Here is a 17,307-nt window from a genome sequence, read left to right as displayed (position 1 = left end):
TGATGTCGCCGCCCATGACGGGCAAACTGTAAATTACAGTGGACAGTTGCCTGTCACCTGTCAACACTGCGGGTCAGGAGGGGCCATGCGGCACGGCACGGACAGCGAACGGATCTGCATCGTCGGCGCCGGCATCGGCGGGCTCGCGGCGGCCCTGCGTCTGGCCCATGCGGGCTGCGACGTGACGGTGCTGGAGCGGGCCGCCGGGCCGGGCGGCAAGATGCGCACACGGCCCTCCGCCGCCGGGCCGGTCGATGCCGGGCCGACGGTGCTGACGCTGCGCGGCGTCTTCGACGACCTCTTCGCCGCCGTGGGCGAGCGGCTCGACGATCACGTGACGCTCCGCGCAAACCCGATACTGGCCCGGCACTTCTGGTCCGACGGCACGCGACTCGATCTCCATGCCGACGCCACGGCCAGCACGGCGGAGATCGCCCGCGTCTTCGGCACCCGGTCGGCGCATGAGTTCACGGCCTTCCATGCCCGGACCGCCCGGCTCTTCGATACCTTCGACGCACCGATGATGCGCGCCGCCGCGCCGTCCCGCATCGGCCTCGCTGCCGCTGTTCTCCGTCAGCCGCGCCTCCTCCTCGACATGGCGCCGCACCGGAGCCTCGCCTCGATGCTCGACGGAGCCTTCGCCGAGCCAAAGCTGCGCCAGCTCTTCGGGCGCTACGCCACTTACGTCGGCGGCCTTCCGCAGGAGGTGCCGGCGCTCCTCTCCCTCGTCTGGCAGGCGGAGGCGCGGGGCGTCTGGTCGGTGGCGGGCGGGATGCATGGGCTCGCCCGCGCGATCGAGGGCCTCGCCCGCGCGCGGGGCGCAGAGATCCGCTACGACACCGAAGTGACGGCACTGGACACCGGACCGGACGGCCTCGTCGCGGTCCATGCCGGCTCGGAGCGGATCGCGACGGACCGCGTCCTCTTCAACGGCGACCCCCGCGCCCTGGCCCGCGGCCTCCTCGGCTCCGGAGTCACCCGCGCAGTCCCGCAGAGCGGCGTCGAGCCGCGCAGCCTCTCCGCCCATGTCCACGCCTTCGCGGCCACGCCGGCCGGCCCCGACCTCGCCGCGCACAACGTCTTCTTCGGGGACGACCCGGCGGCGGAGTTCGGCCCCCTCGCCCGCGGGCACGTCCCCGAGGACGCGACGCTCTACGTCTGCGCGCAGGACCGGGGCGGCGGCATCCCGCCGGGCCCGGTCGAACGCTTCGAGATCATCCGCAACGCCCCCGCCGCCCCCGCCGACACGCCCGAGGAGAACACGCCATGTCACATCCGGACCTTCGCGCGCCTGGGCCGCTTCGGCCTGACCTTCTCGCCCGCGCCCGGACCCGCGACGATGACGACGCCGGCGGGCTTCGCGGCGGACTTCCCGGGCAGTCTGGGTGCCCTCTACGGGCGATCCCCCGCGGGTCTGACGGCGGGGCTGGCGCGGCCCCGGGCGCGGACCGCGATCCGGGGGCTCTACCTCGTGGGCGGGGGGGCGCATCCGGGGGCGGGGGTGCCGATGGCGGCGCTCTCCGCCCGGCATGCGGCCGAGGCGATGCTGGCGGACCGATGTTCGACCTCGCCGTCCCGCCGGGCGGCTATGCGTGGTGGTACGTCGACGGCGTAAGCGACGACGGCGCACGCGCGATCTCGGTCATCGGCTTCATCGGCTCGGTCTTCTCGCCGTGGTACCACTGGTCCGGGCGCGCAGACCCGGCGAACCACTGCTGCCTGAACGTGGCGACCTATGGCCCGGGCGGGCGCTTCGCGATGACCGACCGGGGCCGCGACGCCCTGCGCCCGACGGAGACGCGCCTGCGGATCGGCCCGTCGGAGATGCACTGGACGGGTCAGGAGCTGCGCATCGACGTGAACGAGATCGCCTCCCTCCCCCGCGTCGGCCGGATGCGCGGCCGCATCGTGCTGACCCCCGACGCGGTGACCGGCGTGGAGCTTCCGCTGACTGACGACGGGGCCCACGTCTGGCGCCCCTTCGCCCCGGTCGCGCGCATCCGCGTGGACCTCGACGCGCCGGGCTGGCAATTCTCGGGACACGGCTACTTCGACGCCAACTTCGGCACCCGCCCGCTCGAATCGGATTTCACGTACTGGACCTGGGGCCGCTTCCCGACGCGGGCCGGGGCCGCCTGCTTCTACGATGCCGCGCGGCGGGACGGCTCGGCGCTCGAAGCGGCCTTCGCCTTCGACGGCACCGGCGCGGGCCGCGTCGTCCCGGCTCCCCCGCGCACGGCCTTCCGCCGCTCGAACTGGCTGCTGCGCCGCGAGACACGCGCCGATCCGGGAACGACCCCGAGGCAGGTGAAACCCATGCTCGACGCACCCTTCTACAACCGCGCCGTCGTGGAGACGGTGATCGACGGCGAGCGGGTGCAGGGCGTGCACGAAGCGCTCGATCTACGCCGCTATGCCAACCCGCTCCTCAAGCCGATGCTCGCGGTGCGCGTGCCGCGGCGGCGGAGCTGGTCTCAGGCCTGATCGGGGCGCAGCGGTGCCACGCCCGGATTGAGCCGCCAAATCGAGGCGTTGAGCGCCGCGGCCACCGTGACCCACGCGAGATAGGGCAGGAAGGCCAGGCCCGCGAGCAGGTCGGCCTGCAGGTGGAACCAGGTCGCGCCGGCGACGGCGGGCCAGAGAACGGCCATGACGAGGAGCGACCCCTTCAGCCGGCGCAGGCCGAAGAATACCGGCGTCCAGAGCGTCGAAAAGGCAGCTTGCAGCGCCCAGAACGCCATCGCGAACCCGTTGTCCGGCAGGACGGCCACCCGCGCCCCGGCGAAGGAGATGCAGAGGTAGATGGTGGTCCAGGCCACCGGGAAGACCCAGTCGGGCGGCGTCCATCCGGGCTTTGCGAGCGTCCTGTACCAATCGCCCGGCGGAAAGAGGGCACCGGTCGCGCCGGCCCCGCCGCAGGCCAGAAGGAAGAGGGCGAAGAGCGTCAGATCCATCGACGACAGCCTAGACCGACGCCGAGCGAAGTCACCCCTCCCGCGACGGAGCCCTCGCGTCCTGCCGGCATCTTCCTGCCGAAAATACTCACGTCACTCCGCCGCAACGCCCGGTGTCTCCTGCCGCGCGCGCAGGTCGGCCAGCACCTCGAGCAGGGCCGTCGCGCGTGTCGGGGCACGGACACCTTCGGCGGCGGCGTCCACGAGGAAGGCGACCTCCGGCAGCGGCGGCGCATAGAGGATGGGCGAGGTCGGCAACACGAAGGTCGCCGCCGTCCGTGCGCCCGCCTGCCCTATGAGGGCGAGCTTCCGCGCCTTCGTGGTCCGGGCGCGCGTGGTGATGTTGTCGTGCCCCTGCGCCCGCAGAGCCGTGCCGATCCCGGCGTAGATGTAGCGCGCCGCGGCGATCCCGAGGCGGGCCCGGCGCGGCAGCCCTCCGATTCCGGCCTCCGAACGCAGGTAGAGCCGTCGCGCCTCGGCCAGAAGCCGACGGGTCAGGCGGCGGATCTCGGGCGCGGGGCGCGGATCGGCGAGGAAGGCGTCGGCATCGACGCCCGCCTCGCCGAGCCAGTCGGTCGGCAGGTAGAGCCGGCCGGCGCGCGCATCCTCGCCCACGTCGCGGGCGATGTTCGTGAGCTGCATGGCCACGCCGAGATCGCAGGCCCGGGCGAGGGTATCGGGGTCGCGCACCCGCATGAGCACGCACATCATCACGCCCACTGCGCTCGCCACCCGGGCGGAGTAGCCGCGCAGGTCCGACAGCGTGGCGTAGCGACGGCCAATCGCGTCCCAGGCCAGCCCTTCGAGCAAGGCTTCGGGCAGCGCGCGCGGCAGGCCGTAGGCGGCGACGAGGCCGGCGAAGGCGCGGTCCTCCGGCGTGTCGCGCGGCGTGCCGGCATAGGCCAGATCGAGCCGCGCCTGAAGGTTGAGAACGGCGAGGGCCTTGCCATCTCCCTCGTCCACCTCGTCGTCGGCGAGGCGGCAGAAGGCATAGAGCGCGAGCGCCGGATCGCGCACCTCCGCCGGCAGGAGGCGCGAGGCGGCATGGAACGAGTGGGAGCCGGTCCGGATCGCCGCGCGACAATGGGCCAGGTCGGCCGGGCTCAGTCCGGGCGCGGTCATTCCGCCGCCATCCGCGTCTGCGCCGGCGTCACGTCGGGCAACATCTTGGCGAGGACCTCCGCGCTGCTGACGACGCCGGGCAGCCCCGCGCCGGGATGCGTTCCGGCACCCACGAGGTAGAGGCCCCGCGCCTCCTCCGAGACGTTGTGGGGCCGGAACCAGGCCGATTGCAGGATGCGCGGCTCCAGCGAGAAGCCGCAGCCGTGGGGCGAGAGATAGCGGTCGCGGAAGGTCTCCGGCGTGAAGGTGATCTCGGTCGAGATACGGTCGCGGAAGCCGGGCATGTGATCCTCCAGCACGGTGGCGAGGCGGTCGCGATAGCCCACGGCCTCCGCCGCCCAGTCGACGGGATCGTCCCAGCCGAGGTGCGGCACGGGCGAGAGCACGTAGAAGGTGTCGTCCCCCGCGGGCGCGACCGTCGGATCGGTGACGGAGGGGCGGTGGATGTAGAGGCTGAAGTCCTCCGCAAGCCGCCCCTTGAGGAAGATGTCGCGCAGAAGGCCGCGGTACCGCGGGCCGTTCAGGATCGTGTGGTGGCCCAGGTCGCGCCACATCGCGCGCGTGCCCCTGGTGCCGAAATACCAGACGAAGAGCCCCATCGACCACCGCTTCCGCGCGAGCTTGCGCCGCGTCCAGCGGCGACGGGACTGTCCGCGCAGGAGGTGGTCATAGGTGTGCCCGGCGTCGGCGTTGGACACGACGAGCGGGGCCTCCAGCACTTCGCCCCGCGTCAGGCGCACGCCGGCGGCGCTTCCCTCGGCCGTCACGAGGATCTCGTCCACCTCGGCCTTCTGCCGGATGATGCCGCCCTGCGCGCGCACGACCCGCGCCATGGCCTCGGCGATCGCCTGCACCCCGCCCATCGCGTAGTGGACGCCGTAGGTCTTCTCGAGATGGGCGACGAGCGCGTACATCGAGGTCACATGCGTCGGATCGCCGCCGATGAAGAGCGGATGGAACGACAGCGCCATGCGCAGGCGCGGGTCTTTCACGCGGGCCGCGGCATGGCCGTGGATGGAGCGGTCGGCCCGCAGGCGCGCGAAGGTCGGCAGGACCTTCAGCGTCGACCAGAGGCGGTGCATCGGCTCGGCGACCATCCCCTCGTAGCCGACGACGTAGCGGGCCTCGGCATCCTTCAGGAACCGCAGGTAGCCCTTCACGTCCCCCGGCGAGAGGCGCGCGACCTCCTCCACCATGGCCGCGTCGTCGCCACTGGCGCGGAAGCGGGTGCCGTCGGGCCAGCGCACCTCGTAGAACGGGTCCATCGGCTTCAGCGTCACATCGGCATGGAAGTCGCGTCCGCAGGCGCGCCAGAGATCCTCGAAGACCTGCGGCGCGGTCACGATCGTCGGGCCGAGGTCGAAGCGATACCCGTCCTGCGTGATCGAGGAGCCGCGTCCGCCGGGTCGGTCCAGCCTGTCGAGGACGGTGACGGCATATCCCTTGGCCCCGAGCCGCATCGCCGCCGCCAGACCGCCGAGACCGGCCCCGATCACAAGGGCGCGCGGGTCGGACATCGGAGAGGCGGACGAGTCGAGCATCGTGACCCGATGCTAGGAGTGTCAGGATTGATTTACAATCTTTTCATCCGCCCGGCTTCCCAAGATGCCCGAAATCTGTCACGCTTGGTTTACAGCAAGAGGGACTCACACCGGATGAGCCAGGTCGTCAGCCTCAGCTTCTATCGCTTCGGCCCCCTTGCCGACCGGCTCTGGGCCTTCGCGATGATGGGGCTTGCCCGCCCGGCCATGGCCCGCCTGCCCGACGTCGGCTTCTGGAAGCTCTGCGGCTCCGGCACGGGCGAGGGATTCACCCCGCGCCCCAACACGGCCGTCTACGCGATCCTGACCACCTGGCCCGATCTGGAGACCGCCCGCGCGCGCCAGGCCGAGGCCGGCATCTTCCGTCGCTACCGCGCCCGGGCGACCGAAAGCTGGACGGTGCATCTGACCCCGTCGAGCGTCCGCGGAGCCTGGTCGGGGGTCTGCCCCTTCACGCCGACGGACACCCTCCATGCGCCCGGGCCGATCGCCGCGCTCACCCGCGCGACCGTGCGACCCGGCATCCTGCGCCGCTTCTGGGGTCGGGTCCCCGACATCAGCCGCGTGATCGGGCAGGATCCGAACGTTCTCTTCAAGATCGGCATCGGCGAGGTGCCCTGGCTGCATCAGGTCACCTTCTCGATCTGGCCCGACGCGGCCGCCATGGCCGGCTTCGCCCGCAGCGGCCCCCACGGCGAGGCCATCCGCGCCGTCCGGGCGGAGGGTTGGTTCCGGGAGGAACTCTACGCGCGGTTCCACGTCCTCGAAACCGCCGGCAGCTGGGGCGACCTCACGCCCCTCATGCCGATGACAGACAGACCGGAGGCCGCATGACGCATCCTTTCCCCTTCTCCGCCATCGTCGGGCAGGACGGCATGAAGACCGCGATGATCCTGACCGCCGTCGACCCGACGATCGGCGGCGTCCTCGTCTTCGGCGATCGCGGCACCGGAAAGTCGACCGCCGTCCGCGCGCTCGCCGCGCTCCTGCCGCCGATCGAGGCGGTCAGGGGCTGCCCCGTCAATTCCGCCCGCCGCGCCGATTGCCCGGACTGGGCGACGGACCTCGGGAAGGGCACCCACAGCATCGCGACCCCAGTCGTCGACCTGCCCCTCGGCGTCTCGGAGGACCGCGTGACCGGCGCGCTCGACATCGAGCGGGCGCTGACGCTGGGCGAGAAGGCATTTCAGCCGGGCCTGCTGGCCGCCGCCAACCGGGGCTATCTCTATATCGACGAGGTGAACCTCCTCGAAGACCACATCGTCGACCTGCTGCTCGACGTGGCGCAGTCGGGCGAGAACGTGGTGGAGCGCGAGGGCCTGTCGATCCGCCATGCCGCGCGCTTCGTGCTCGTCGGCTCCGGCAACCCCGAAGAGGGGGAGCTGCGCCCGCAACTTCTCGACCGTTTCGGTCTCTCGGTCGACGTCGCCTCACCCAAGGACATCGACGACCGGATCGAGGTGATCCGCCGCCGCGACGCCTACGAGACCGACCGCACCGCTTTCCTCCTGCGCTGGCAGGCCGAGGACGCCGCCCTGCGCGCGCGCATCGTCGCCGCGCGCAAGGCCCTGCGCGCGGTCGATACGCCCGAGGCCGCGCTGCGCGACATCGCGGGTCTCTGCCTCGCGCTCGGCTCCGACGGGCTGCGGGGCGAACTGGTGCTGCTGCGCGCCGCGCGGGCCTTCGCCGCCTTCCGCGACGATACCGCCGTCACCCGCACCCACATCCGCGCCGTGGCCCCGCTGGCGCTGCGCCACCGGCTGCGGCGCGATCCGCTGGACGAGGCCGGCTCGGACACGCGGGTCGAGCGGGTGATCGAGGCGGAACTGGGCGCGTGAGCCCCCTGCCCCTGATCGCGGCGCTCCTCCGGGCCGACCCCGGCCTCGGCGGCGTCGTGCTCCGCGGCCGCGCGGGGCCGGCACAGACCGCGGCGCTCGACGTCTGCGCATCGGCCCTCGGCCCCCTGACCGCCCTGCACCCCGCGATGGGACCGGAGGCGCTCGACGGCGAGGTCGACGCCGCCGCCTCGCTTGCATCGGGTCGCGTGATCCGGACCGCGGGTCTGCTCGCGCGCGGCCCTGTGTTGCGCCTGCCCTCGGCGGAGCGAACGACGCCCTGGCTCGCCGCGCGCCTTGCCCGGCATCTCGACGGCTGCCGGTCCGTCCTGATCGCCGTGGACGAGGGTATCGACGCGGAGGCACTGCCGCAGGCCCTCGCCGCGCGCTGCGCCTTTCACCTCACCCTGCCCGACCGGGCCGAACCGCTCGGCCCCGTCCCGCCCGAAGGAGACCCGCCGGCGACGGTCACGGTGCCCGAGGCCCTTCTGTCCGAGATCGTCACGCTCGCCGCGACGCTCGGCGTCGACGACCCACGCGGCGCGATGCTGGCCCTGCGCGCGGCGCGAGGCCTCGCCGCCCTCGCCGGGCGCACCGCCGTCACGCTGGAGGATGCGAGCCGCGCCGCCGAACTCGTCCTCGCCCCACGTGCGACCCGCCTGCCCGAGCCCCCGCCAGAGGCCTCCGACCCGGAGGCCCCTTCGGAGACCGAGACGCGCCTGCCCGAGGACATCCTGCTCGACGCCGTGCGTGCGGCGCTCCCGACCGATATCCTCGCCCAACTCGCCCGCAGGGCCGCCCGAGGCGCGACGGGTCAGGGCTCGGGCGCGAAGCGCCGGGGCAACCGCCGCGGCCGCCCCCTGCCGGCGCGTGCGGGCGGCGCGGGCAACGGCCGCATCGACCTCGTCGCGACCCTGCGCGCCGCCGCGCCCTGGCAGACGATCCGCCGTCGTGCCGCGCCCGAACGCAGGGGCCCGATCTTCCGGCAGGATGACCTGCGCCACCGCCGCTTCGAGGAGACGTCGGACCGCCTGCTGATCTTCACCGTCGATGCCTCCGGCTCGGCCGCGCTCGCCCGGCTGGCCGAGGCGAAGGGGGCCGTCGAACTCCTCCTCTCGCAGGCCTATTCCCGGCGCGATCACGTCGCGCTCGTCGCCTTTCGCGGCACTGGGGCCGAGGCGCTGCTGCCGCCCACACGCTCGCTCGTGCAGACCAAACGCCGGCTCGCCGCGCTGCCCGGCGGCGGTGCCACGCCCCTCGCCCACGGCCTGCGGGAAGCACGGACCATGGCCGTCACCGCCCGGCGCAAGGGAATGACACCCACCATCGTCCTCCTGACCGACGGGCGCGGGAACGTCGCGCTCGACGGTACGCGGGATCGGGCGCAGGCGGCGGAAGACGCGCAGCGCGTGGCCCGTGGGTTGCGGGGGACGGATGCGATCATTCTCGACACCGGCGCGCGCCCCTCACCCACCCTCCGCCGCCTGGCCGAGACGCTCGATGCGCCCTATCTACCCCTGCCCCGCGCCGATGCGCAGCGGCTGTCGCAGGCGGTCGATGCGGCGTGTGCGTCCTGAGCCGTGACGCGGGTACCGCCCGACTGGCCGTTCGCGGAGGCGAGCCGCTTCACCCGCGCCGGCCCGCATGAGTGGCACGTACAGGAGCTGGGCGACGGCCCGCTCCTCGTCCTGATCCACGGGGCCGGCGGCGGAACGCAGAGCTTCCGCCACCTCGCGCCGATCCTCGCCCGCACCCATCGCGTGGCGATGTTCGACCTGCCGGGTCAGGGCTTCACGCGGGCCGGGGCGCAGCGGCGCTTCGGGCTCGATCCCATGGCCGAGGACATCGCCGCGCTGATGGCGGCCGAGGGCTGGGCACCGGTGGCGATCGTCGCCCATTCGGCGGGTACGGCGCTGGCGCTGCGGCTGGCCGAGATGGGGCACGTGGACCGGATCGTCGGCATCAACGCCGCGATCAGCAACTTCTCGGGCGTCGCCGGCGTGCTCTACCCGCTGATGGCGAAGGTGCTCGCCACGCTGCCCTTCGTGGCGGAGGTCTTCACCGCCAACGCGGCCCGCCCCGGCTCCGTCGAGCGTCTGATCTCCGGGACGGGGACGGAGCTGCCGTCCGACGATCTGGGGTTCTACCGCCGGCTGGTGAGCGACCGGGGGCATGTCGCGGGCACGCTGTCGATGATGGCGCAATGGCAACTCGACGACCTGCTGCGCCGCCTGCCCGCCGTCGACGCCGAGGTGCTGTTTCTGACCGGCGCGCGGGACAAGGCGGTGCCGCCCCGGGTCTCCGCCGCCATGGCCCCGCGGATGCCCCGCGCCCGCCACCGCGACCTTCCGGGCCTCGGCCACCTCGCCCACGAGGAAGACGCGGAGCGGGTCGCGGCGGAGGTTCTCGGCTTCCTCCGGGCGGACGGCTGACCGCGCAATCGCCTCATTCTTGAGCAGAGGAGGCCGTGGTCCACGGGAAACCGAACGCGTTTTGCGTGTGGGGCGGAAAGGGATTGACTCGTACACGACAATCTGCGGACCAATAGGCAATTGGTTCAAACTATCCGGCGAGGTTCGCCCTGTCCTCCGACACGCCCCTCCTGTCGCTGCGCGACTTCAGCCTGAGATTTCGCGGCCAGGCCGCCCCAGTGGTGGAGCGCGTCGACCTCGACGTCGCACCAGGCGAGATCCTCTGCATCGTGGGGGAATCAGGCTGCGGCAAGAGCGTGACGGCGATGGCGCTCATGGGCCTCCTGCCGATGGACGCCGCGCGGATTCCGAGCGGAAGCCTTGCATTTCAAGGTATAGAAGTCGATCTGACACGCGCCCGCGTGCCGTCCGACCTGCGTGGCGGCGACATGGCAATGATCTTTCAGGAGCCGATGACGTCGCTCAACCCCGCCTTCCGCATCGGCGACCAGATCGCCGAGTCGGTGGTGCGCCATCGGCGGACCGGCCGCGCCGAGGGCCGGACGCGCGCGCTCGAGATGCTGCGCCGGGTGGGGTTGCCGTCCCCCGAAGACCGGCTCGACCACTACCCGCACCAATTGTCCGGTGGTCAGCGCCAGCGCGTGATGATCGCCATGGCCCTCGCCAACGACCCGCGCCTTCTGATTGCGGACGAACCGACGACGGCGCTCGACGTGACGATCCAGGCGCAGATCCTCGAACTCATCCGCGACCTGCAGCGCGACACCGGCATGGGCACGATCATGATCACCCACGACCTCGGCGTGGTCGCCGACGTCGCCGACACGGTCGCGGTGATGTACGGCGGGCAACTGGTGGAGCGGGGCCCGGTCGCGGAAGTCTTCGAGAACCCGCAGCATCCCTATACCCTCGGGCTGATGGCCTCCGTCCCCCGGCTTTCGGGCCCGCGCGCGCGGCTGACGACGATCGAGGGCACCGTGCCCACCATCGACCGGATGCCCGGGGGCTGCCGCTTCCGCTCGCGCTGCGCCTTCGCCGCGCCCGCCTGTGCCAGCCGCCCGGCGCTCGCCCCCGTCGGGCCAGGGCACGACGCCGCCTGCCATTTCGCCCCGCTCGAAGAGAAGCTGAGGGTTGCCGGATGAAGCCGATCCTCGAAGCGCAGAACCTGGTCAAGCATTTCCCGACAGGCGGGGGCCTCTTCCAGAAGACGGGTGTCGTGAAGGCCGTCGACGGCGTGTCGATCGCGGTGCGGCCCGGCGAGACCTTCGCCATCGTCGGCGAGTCGGGCTGCGGCAAGTCCACGCTCGCGCGGCTCCTGACGCGGCTCCTCGATGCGACCGCGGGCGAGGTGCTCTTCGACGGGCGTCAGGTGACGCGAGCGACGGGCAAGGCGCTCTCGGATCTGCGCCGGGACGTGCAGTTCATCTTCCAGGATCCCTTTTCCTCGCTCAATCCACGCATGTCCGTCGGACGGCTGGTCGGCGAACCGCTGGAGATCCACGCCCCCGAGACGTCGAAATCGGAACGGCAGGAGGAGGTAGCCGAGCTTCTGACACAGGTGGGGCTGCGCCCCGAACACGCCGACCGCTACCCTCACGAGTTCTCGGGCGGGCAGCGGCAGAGGATCGGGATCGCTCGTGCCCTCGCTTCCGAACCCCGGCTCATCATCGGGGACGAGCCCGTCTCGGCGCTGGACGTCTCGGTGCAGGCACAGGTGATCAACCTCTTGGGCGATCTCGGGCGCGACCTCGGGCTCACGCTCGTCCTGATCGCCCACGACCTCGCCGTCATCCGCCACATGTCCGACCGCGTGGCGGTGATGTATCTCGGGCGGATCGTCGAACAGGCCACGGCGGACGCGCTCTTCGAACGCCCGCGCCACCCCTATACCCGCGCCCTCCTCGACGCGATCCCCGACCCGGACGACCGCGGCGGGGCCAGTCGCGCGCGCATCGAGGGAGAGATGCCCTCGCCCTCCGCGCCGCCGCCCGGTTGCGCCTTCCATACCCGCTGTCCGCACGCGACCGAACTCTGCCGCACCGACGTGCCGGCCCCCGAGGAAACGCCCGACGGCCATATGACCGCCTGCCACCACTGGCGGAAGATCGGGGCAACGCCCCGCCGGACGACCACCCGCAGCCGAAGCCCCGCAGCGCAAGCGCGGCTCGAGCTTTACCGCAAGGCGACGGAGGGGGCCGAGATCATCCCCGTCGCGGAGACCCCCGACAGAGAGGATCCGAAATGAAAAATCTGACGTTCACGACCGCCGCGCTGGCACTGATGGCAAGCGGAGCCATGGCGCAGGATCTGCGCATCGCGCTCCAATCCGACGCCGACGTGCTCGACCCCGACCAGAGCCGCACCTTCGTCGGCCGCATCGTCTACGCCTCGCTCTGCGACAAGCTGGTCGACATCACACCCGACCTCGAAATCGTTCCCCAGCTCGCCACCGAATGGAGCGTGGCCGAGGATGGAATGTCCATCGACATGACGGTGCGCGAGGGCGTGGTGTTCCACGACGGCACGCCCTTCAACGCGCAGGCCGTCGCCGACAACATCGACCGCTCGCAGACCCTCGAGGAGAGCCGCCGCAAGTCGGAGCTGTCGTCGATCGAGAGCGTGGAGGTGACCGGTGACTACACCCTGACCCTCAACCTCACGGCCCCCGACGCGACCGTCATGGCGCAACTCGCCGACCGCGCGGGCATGATGATCTCGCCCACAGCCGCCGCCGAGGCGGGCGTCGATTTCGGGTTGAACCCCGTCTGCTCCGGCCCCTTCAGCTTCGGGGAGCGCGTGGCGCAGGACCGGATCGTCCTGAACAAGTTCGCGGATTACTGGAACGCCGAGGCGATCAACTTCGACAGCGTGACCTTCCTGCCGATCCCCGACACGACCGTGCGCCTCGCCAACCTGCAGTCGGGTGACATCCACATCCTCGAACGCCTCGCCCCCACCGACCTCGCGCAGGCCGAGGCCGACGAGGGCATCAACGTCGTCTCGGCCGTCTCGCTCGGCTACCAGGGGATCACCTTCAACGTCGGCAACGGCGAGAACGCGGAAAGCCCCTTCGGTGCCGACAAGCGCCTGCGGCAGGCGTTCAGCCATGCCATGGACCGGGAGGCCATCAACCAGGTCGTCTTCGAGGGGGCCTATGCGCCGGGCAACCAGTCGTTCCCGCCGACCTCGCCCTGGTACAACGCTGACTTCCCGATCGAGCCCCGCGACGTCGAGAAGGCCAAGGCGCTCCTGGCCGAGGCGGGCTACCCCGATGGCGTCGACCTGACGGTGCAGGTGCCCAACACGACCATTCCGCTGCAACTGATGCAGGTGGTGCAGGCCATGGCGGCCGAGGCCGGCATCCGCATCGAGATCGTCTCGAAGGAGTTCGCCACGCTGCTCGCTGACCAATCCGCCGGCGACTACTTCGCGAGCCAGATCGGCTGGTCCGGCCGGGTCGACCCCGACGGCAACATCCACCAGTTCGTCACCACCGACGGCGGCATCAACGACAGCGGCTTCTCGCACCCCGACGTCGACGCGGCCCTGAACGCCGCGCGGAGCGAGGCGGATGTCGCGGCACGCAAGGCCAAGTACGACGAGGCGCGCGCGATCCTGATCGACGAGGCCCCGCTGGTGTATCTCTACCACCAGAGCTGGATCACCGCGCTCGACGCCGGGATCGAGGGCTTCACGCCCTACCCCGACGGGATGATCCGCCTCGAAGGCGTGACGCTCTCCGAGTGACCGCCATTGGCCCGCCCCCGCGCCGGGGCGGGCCGCACACAGCCGCGAAAGCCCCCCGATGCTCGCCTATTTCCTCCGCCGCCTCGCCATCGCGATCCCGACGATCGTCCTGATCTCGATCTTCGTCTTCGCGCTGCAGAAGCTCCTGCCGGGCGACCCGCTGCTCGTACTGGCCGGGGAGGAGCGTGACCCGGAGGTGCTGGAGTTCCTGCGCGAGAAGTACCGCCTGAACGACCCGATCCCGGTGCAGTACCTGACCTGGGTCGGCAACGCGCTGCGAGGCGATCTGGGCACCTCCTTTCGCACGAACCAGCAGGTGACCGAGCTCATCGCCGAAAAGCTGCCGGTGACGCTGCAACTTGCCATCATGTCGCTCGTCTTCGCGCTGGCCATCGGCATTCCGGCGGGCATCGTCTCGGCCTACCGCAAGGGCACGGTGACCGACTACGTGGCGAACGTCGTCGCCCTCTCGGGCCTCTCGATCCCGAACTTCTGGCTCGGCATCATGCTCATCCTCCTCGTCTCGGTGAAGTGGCAGCTCCTGCCCGCCTCCGGCTACGTCCCGCCGGGCGAGGACCTGTGGCAATCGATCCGCACCATGCTCATGCCGGCCTTCGTGCTGGGCACCGCGCTCGCCGCGACCCTGATGCGGCACACGCGCTCGGCCATGCTGGGCGTTCTGACCTCGGATTACGTCCGCACCGCCCGCGCCAAGGGCCTGTCGGAGAAGCGCGTCGTCCTGAAGCACGCCTTCCGCAACGCGCTCACGCCCATCGTCACGCTGACCGCGCTCCTCTTCGGGGAGCTGATCGGCGGGGCCGTCCTGACCGAGCAGATCTTCACCATACCCGGTTTCGGCAAACTGGTCGTCGACGCCGTCTTCAACCGCGACTACGCCGTGGTGCAGGGGATCGTCCTCGTCACCGCCGTGGGGTTCATCGTGATGAATCTCCTGGCCGACATGGCCTATTTCCTCCTGAACCCCAGATTGAGGGCCGCCTGATGGTCGCCGCCGAGACGAACGCCCCCGATCTGCCGAAGCCCGAGAACCGGGTCTGGAAGAAGTTCCGCAGTCACAAATCGGCGATGCTCGGCGGCGCGCTGGTGGTGTTCTTCGTCGCGATCGCCCTCCTCGCGCCGATCCTGCCGATCCCCGACCCGGCGGCGACCGACTGGGCCGCGGTGCGCAAGGCGCCGTCGGCCGCGCACTGGATGGGCACCGACGAGATCGGGCGCGATGTCCTCTCCCGCATGGTCTGGGGCGCGCAGGCGTCGCTCCTCGCCGGGGTCATCTCCGTCGCCATCGCCGTCGCCATCGGCGTGCCGCTCGGCATCGTGGCTGGCTACTTCGGCGGCTGGACCGACGCGATCATCTCGCGCTGCACCGAAGCCCTGCTTGCCGCGCCCTTCCTCATCCTCGCCATCGCGCTCGCCGCCTTCCTCGGGCCGTCGCTCACGAATGCGATGATCGCCATCGGCATCTCGGCCACGCCGATCTTCATCCGGCTCACGCGCGGGCAGGTCATCAACGTCAAGGTCGAGGACTACGTCGACAGCGCCCGCGCCATCGGCCTGCCGACCCGCCTCATCCTCAGCCGCTATATCCTGCCGAACGTGCTGCCGCCGATCCTCGTGCAGGCCACGCTCACAATCGCCACCGCGATCATCGCCGAGGCATCGCTGTCGTTCCTTGGCCTCGGGCAGCAGCCACCGGCTCCGAGCTGGGGGTCGATGCTCAACACGGCAAAGAACTTCCTCAACCAGGCCCCGTGGATGGCGATGTGGCCGGGCCTCTCGATCTTCCTCGTCGTCCTCGGCTTCAACCTCCTGGGCGACGGGCTGCGCGATGCGCTCGACCCGCGCGAACACTGAACGGACGAACCATGACCTTCACCACCCGACCCGAGATCCGCGGCACCTTCGGCGTCGTCACCTCCACCCACTGGATCGCCTCGACCGTCGGCATGGGCATCCTGGAGCGGGGCGGCAACGCCTTCGACGCCGCCGTCGCCACCGGCCTGACGCTGCAGGTGGTGGAGCCGCACCTGAACGGCCCCGCCGGCGACATGCCCGCCATCTTCCAGAAGGCGGGCGAGGAGATACAGGTTCTCTGCGCGCAGGCCCCCGCACCGGCCGGGGCGACGGTCGATCACTACAAGGCGCAGGGCCTCGCGCTCATCCCCGGCTCGGGCCACCTCGCCACGGTCATCCCCGGTGCCTTCGACGGCTGGATGCTGATGCTGCGCGACCACGGCACGATGACCCTGCGCGACGTCATGGCCCCCGCCATCGGCTACGCCCGCGACGGCCATCCGGTGCTGCCGCGCGTCGCCAATACCATCGCCGGCCTCGCCGAATACTTCGCCGAGCACTGGCCCTCCTCCGCCGAGGTCTGGACGCCAGGCGGCAAGGCCCCCGCGCCGCACGAGCGCTTCCGCAACCCCGACCTCGCCCGCACCTACGCGCGCCTGGTCGAGACCGGGGAGGCAGCGGGCGACGACCGCGGGACCCAGATCGACGCGGCGCGCGACGAATGGGCGGGTGGCTTCGTGGCCGAGGCGATCGACGCCTTCGTGCGCGACACCGACGTCATGGACGTATCGGGAGCCGCGCACCGCGGCGTCCTGACCCGGGCCGACATGGCCGGCTGGCGCGCCGCCCACGAGCCGAGCCTTGCGACCGACTACCACGGCTGGACCGTCCACAAGACAGGCCCCTGGGGACAGGGGCCGGTCCTGTTGCAGGCATTGGCCATCCTCAGGCACCACGACATCGCCGCCATGGACCCGATGGGGGCCGAGTTCGTCCATACCGTCATCGAGGCCATGAAGCTCGCCTATGCCGACCGGGAGGCCTACTACGGCGACCCGAACGACAGTGCGATCCCCATGGATCACCTCCTGTCCGACGCCTATGCCGCCGAGCGCGCGGGCCTGATCGGCGCAGAGGCCAGCCACGAGCAGCGCCCGGGCCGCGTGCCCGGCTTCGCGCATTTGGCCGATGCCTACATCGCCCGCGCCGCCCGCGACTTCGGGGCCGCCGACGCCGCCCCGCAGGAACCGACCATGGCCCACCTGACCGAGAAGCGCGGCGATACCGTCCACCTCGACATCATCGACGCCCAGGGCAACATGGTCGCCGCCACGCCCTCGGGCGGCTGGCTGCAATCGAACCCCGTCGTCCCGGGCCTCGGCTTCCCGCTCAACTCCCGCGCGCAGATGTTCTGGCTGGAGGAGGGGTTGCCAACGACGCTCGCCCCCGGCCGTCGCCCGCGCACCACGCTCACGCCGACGCTCGCCACCCACGCCGACGGCCGCCGCATGGTGTTCGGCACCCCCGGCGGCGATCAGCAGGATCAGTGGCAGCTGATCTGGTTCCTGCGCTTCGTGCATTGGAACATTGAACTTCAGGCCTGCATGGACGCGCCGCTCTTCCATTCCATGCACTTCCAGGGAAGTTTCTACCCCCGCGAGGCCAAGCCCGGCGAGATGATGATCGAACCGAATTTCGGCGAGAGCGTCATCGCCGACCTGCGCGCCCGGGGTCACATCGTCCATGTCGCGGAACCCTGGTCCGTCGGGCGCCTGACCGCCGCCCTGCGCGACCCCGACGGCACATTGCGCGCGGCGGCGACGCCACGGCTCATGCAGGCCTACGCGGTCGGACGGTAAGGAGA

15 protein-coding genes are annotated in these 17,307 nt (G+C 71.3%); 12 read left to right on the top strand and 3 right to left on the bottom strand.

Features of this window, described 5'->3' with window-relative positions:
• Nucleotides 1–85 precede the first annotated feature (85 nt).
• Nucleotides 86–1,615, top strand: coding sequence for a 1-hydroxycarotenoid 3,4-desaturase CrtD (gene crtD / locus HSX43_RS13945; RefSeq protein ID WP_179380758.1), 1,530 nt, complete (start codon nucleotides 86–88; stop codon nucleotides 1,613–1,615).
• Nucleotides 1,558–2,484, top strand: coding sequence for a carotenoid 1,2-hydratase (crtC, locus tag HSX43_RS13940; protein WP_208454606.1), 927 nt, complete (start codon nucleotides 1,558–1,560; stop codon nucleotides 2,482–2,484). Before crtD ends, crtC begins: the two co-directional genes overlap by 58 nt.
• On the opposite strand, the gene tspO is transcribed toward crtC, so the two are convergent.
• From tspO to HSX43_RS13925, 3 genes are all read right to left on the bottom strand, one after another.
• Nucleotides 2,475–2,954, bottom strand: coding sequence for a tryptophan-rich sensory protein TspO (tspO, locus tag HSX43_RS13935; RefSeq protein WP_179380757.1), 480 nt, complete (start codon nucleotides 2,952–2,954; stop codon nucleotides 2,475–2,477). The genes crtC and tspO overlap by 10 nt on opposite strands.
• A gap of 93 nt (nucleotides 2,955–3,047) precedes the next feature.
• Nucleotides 3,048–4,076 (bottom strand): 15-cis-phytoene synthase, encoded by a 1,029-nt coding sequence (gene crtB / locus HSX43_RS13930; RefSeq protein ID WP_179380756.1) that lies wholly within the window; start codon nucleotides 4,074–4,076, stop codon nucleotides 3,048–3,050.
• Nucleotides 4,073–5,593, bottom strand: a complete 1,521-nt coding sequence (locus tag HSX43_RS13925; protein ID WP_235962662.1) for a phytoene desaturase — start codon at nucleotides 5,591–5,593, stop codon at nucleotides 4,073–4,075. The genes crtB and HSX43_RS13925 overlap by 4 nt, the downstream gene beginning before the upstream one ends.
• 138 nt (nucleotides 5,594–5,731) lie before the next feature.
• Here HSX43_RS13925 and crtA point away from each other — a divergent pair, with 138 nt between their 5' ends.
• From crtA to HSX43_RS13875, 10 genes are all read left to right on the top strand, one after another.
• Complete coding sequence (gene crtA, locus HSX43_RS13920; protein WP_179380754.1) at nucleotides 5,732–6,451, top strand: spheroidene monooxygenase; 720 nt, start codon at nucleotides 5,732–5,734, stop codon at nucleotides 6,449–6,451.
• A complete protein-coding gene (gene bchI, locus HSX43_RS13915; RefSeq protein WP_179380753.1) occupies nucleotides 6,448–7,455 on the top strand; it encodes a magnesium chelatase ATPase subunit I in 1,008 nt (335 codons plus the stop codon). Before crtA ends, bchI begins: the two co-directional genes overlap by 4 nt.
• Nucleotides 7,452–9,029 carry a VWA domain-containing protein gene (locus HSX43_RS13910; RefSeq protein WP_179380752.1) on the top strand — a complete coding sequence of 526 codons (1,578 nt, stop codon included), beginning with the start codon at nucleotides 7,452–7,454 and terminating at the stop codon, nucleotides 9,027–9,029. The genes bchI and HSX43_RS13910 overlap by 4 nt, the downstream gene beginning before the upstream one ends.
• 3 nt (nucleotides 9,030–9,032) lie before the next feature.
• Nucleotides 9,033–9,884, top strand: coding sequence for an alpha/beta fold hydrolase BchO (gene bchO, locus HSX43_RS13905; protein ID WP_179380751.1), 852 nt, complete (start codon nucleotides 9,033–9,035; stop codon nucleotides 9,882–9,884).
• A 221-nt stretch (nucleotides 9,885–10,105) separates the two neighbouring features.
• Nucleotides 10,106–11,026 (top strand): ABC transporter ATP-binding protein, encoded by a 921-nt coding sequence (locus HSX43_RS13900; protein ID WP_328795398.1) that lies wholly within the window; start codon nucleotides 10,106–10,108, stop codon nucleotides 11,024–11,026.
• Nucleotides 11,023–12,129 (top strand): ABC transporter ATP-binding protein, encoded by a 1,107-nt coding sequence (locus HSX43_RS13895; protein WP_179380750.1) that lies wholly within the window; start codon nucleotides 11,023–11,025, stop codon nucleotides 12,127–12,129. Before HSX43_RS13900 ends, HSX43_RS13895 begins: the two co-directional genes overlap by 4 nt.
• Nucleotides 12,126–13,631, top strand: coding sequence for an ABC transporter substrate-binding protein (locus HSX43_RS13890; RefSeq protein ID WP_179380749.1), 1,506 nt, complete (start codon nucleotides 12,126–12,128; stop codon nucleotides 13,629–13,631). The genes HSX43_RS13895 and HSX43_RS13890 overlap by 4 nt, the downstream gene beginning before the upstream one ends.
• A gap of 58 nt (nucleotides 13,632–13,689) precedes the next feature.
• Nucleotides 13,690–14,634 carry an ABC transporter permease gene (locus tag HSX43_RS13885; protein WP_179380748.1) on the top strand — a complete coding sequence of 315 codons (945 nt, stop codon included), beginning with the start codon at nucleotides 13,690–13,692 and terminating at the stop codon, nucleotides 14,632–14,634.
• On the top strand, nucleotides 14,634–15,503 hold the full coding sequence (locus tag HSX43_RS13880; RefSeq protein ID WP_179380747.1) for an ABC transporter permease: 870 nt from the start codon (nucleotides 14,634–14,636) through the stop codon (nucleotides 15,501–15,503). Before HSX43_RS13885 ends, HSX43_RS13880 begins: the two co-directional genes overlap by 1 nt.
• 11 nt (nucleotides 15,504–15,514) lie before the next feature.
• Nucleotides 15,515–17,302, top strand: a complete 1,788-nt coding sequence (locus tag HSX43_RS13875; RefSeq protein WP_179380746.1) for a gamma-glutamyltransferase family protein — start codon at nucleotides 15,515–15,517, stop codon at nucleotides 17,300–17,302.
• Nucleotides 17,303–17,307 lie beyond the last annotated feature (5 nt).

It is taken from the genome of Jannaschia marina (assembly GCF_013404595.1).
GTDB lineage: Bacteria > Pseudomonadota > Alphaproteobacteria > Rhodobacterales > Rhodobacteraceae > Jannaschia > Jannaschia marina.
The sequence above is the reverse complement of the archived record's forward strand: the minus strand, read 5'-3'. Positions and strand labels throughout refer to the sequence as shown.

Coding starts and splice junctions, on each gene's coding strand:
- crtD (WP_179380758.1), top strand. CDS start 86: ATGCGGCACGGCACGGACAGCGAACGGATCTGCATCGTCGGCGCCGGC.
- crtC (WP_208454606.1), top strand. CDS start 1,558: ATGTTCGACCTCGCCGTCCCGCCGGGCGGCTATGCGTGGTGGTACGTC.
- tspO (WP_179380757.1), bottom strand. CDS start 2,954: ATGGATCTGACGCTCTTCGCCCTCTTCCTTCTGGCCTGCGGCGGGGCC.
- crtB (WP_179380756.1), bottom strand. CDS start 4,076: ATGACCGCGCCCGGACTGAGCCCGGCCGACCTGGCCCATTGTCGCGCG.
- HSX43_RS13925 (WP_235962662.1), bottom strand. CDS start 5,593: ATGTCCGACCCGCGCGCCCTTGTGATCGGGGCCGGTCTCGGCGGTCTG.
- crtA (WP_179380754.1), top strand. CDS start 5,732: ATGAGCCAGGTCGTCAGCCTCAGCTTCTATCGCTTCGGCCCCCTTGCC.
- bchI (WP_179380753.1), top strand. CDS start 6,448: ATGACGCATCCTTTCCCCTTCTCCGCCATCGTCGGGCAGGACGGCATG.
- HSX43_RS13895 (WP_179380750.1), top strand. CDS start 11,023: ATGAAGCCGATCCTCGAAGCGCAGAACCTGGTCAAGCATTTCCCGACA.
- HSX43_RS13890 (WP_179380749.1), top strand. CDS start 12,126: ATGAAAAATCTGACGTTCACGACCGCCGCGCTGGCACTGATGGCAAGC.
- HSX43_RS13885 (WP_179380748.1), top strand. CDS start 13,690: ATGCTCGCCTATTTCCTCCGCCGCCTCGCCATCGCGATCCCGACGATC.
- HSX43_RS13880 (WP_179380747.1), top strand. CDS start 14,634: ATGGTCGCCGCCGAGACGAACGCCCCCGATCTGCCGAAGCCCGAGAAC.
- HSX43_RS13875 (WP_179380746.1), top strand. CDS start 15,515: ATGACCTTCACCACCCGACCCGAGATCCGCGGCACCTTCGGCGTCGTC.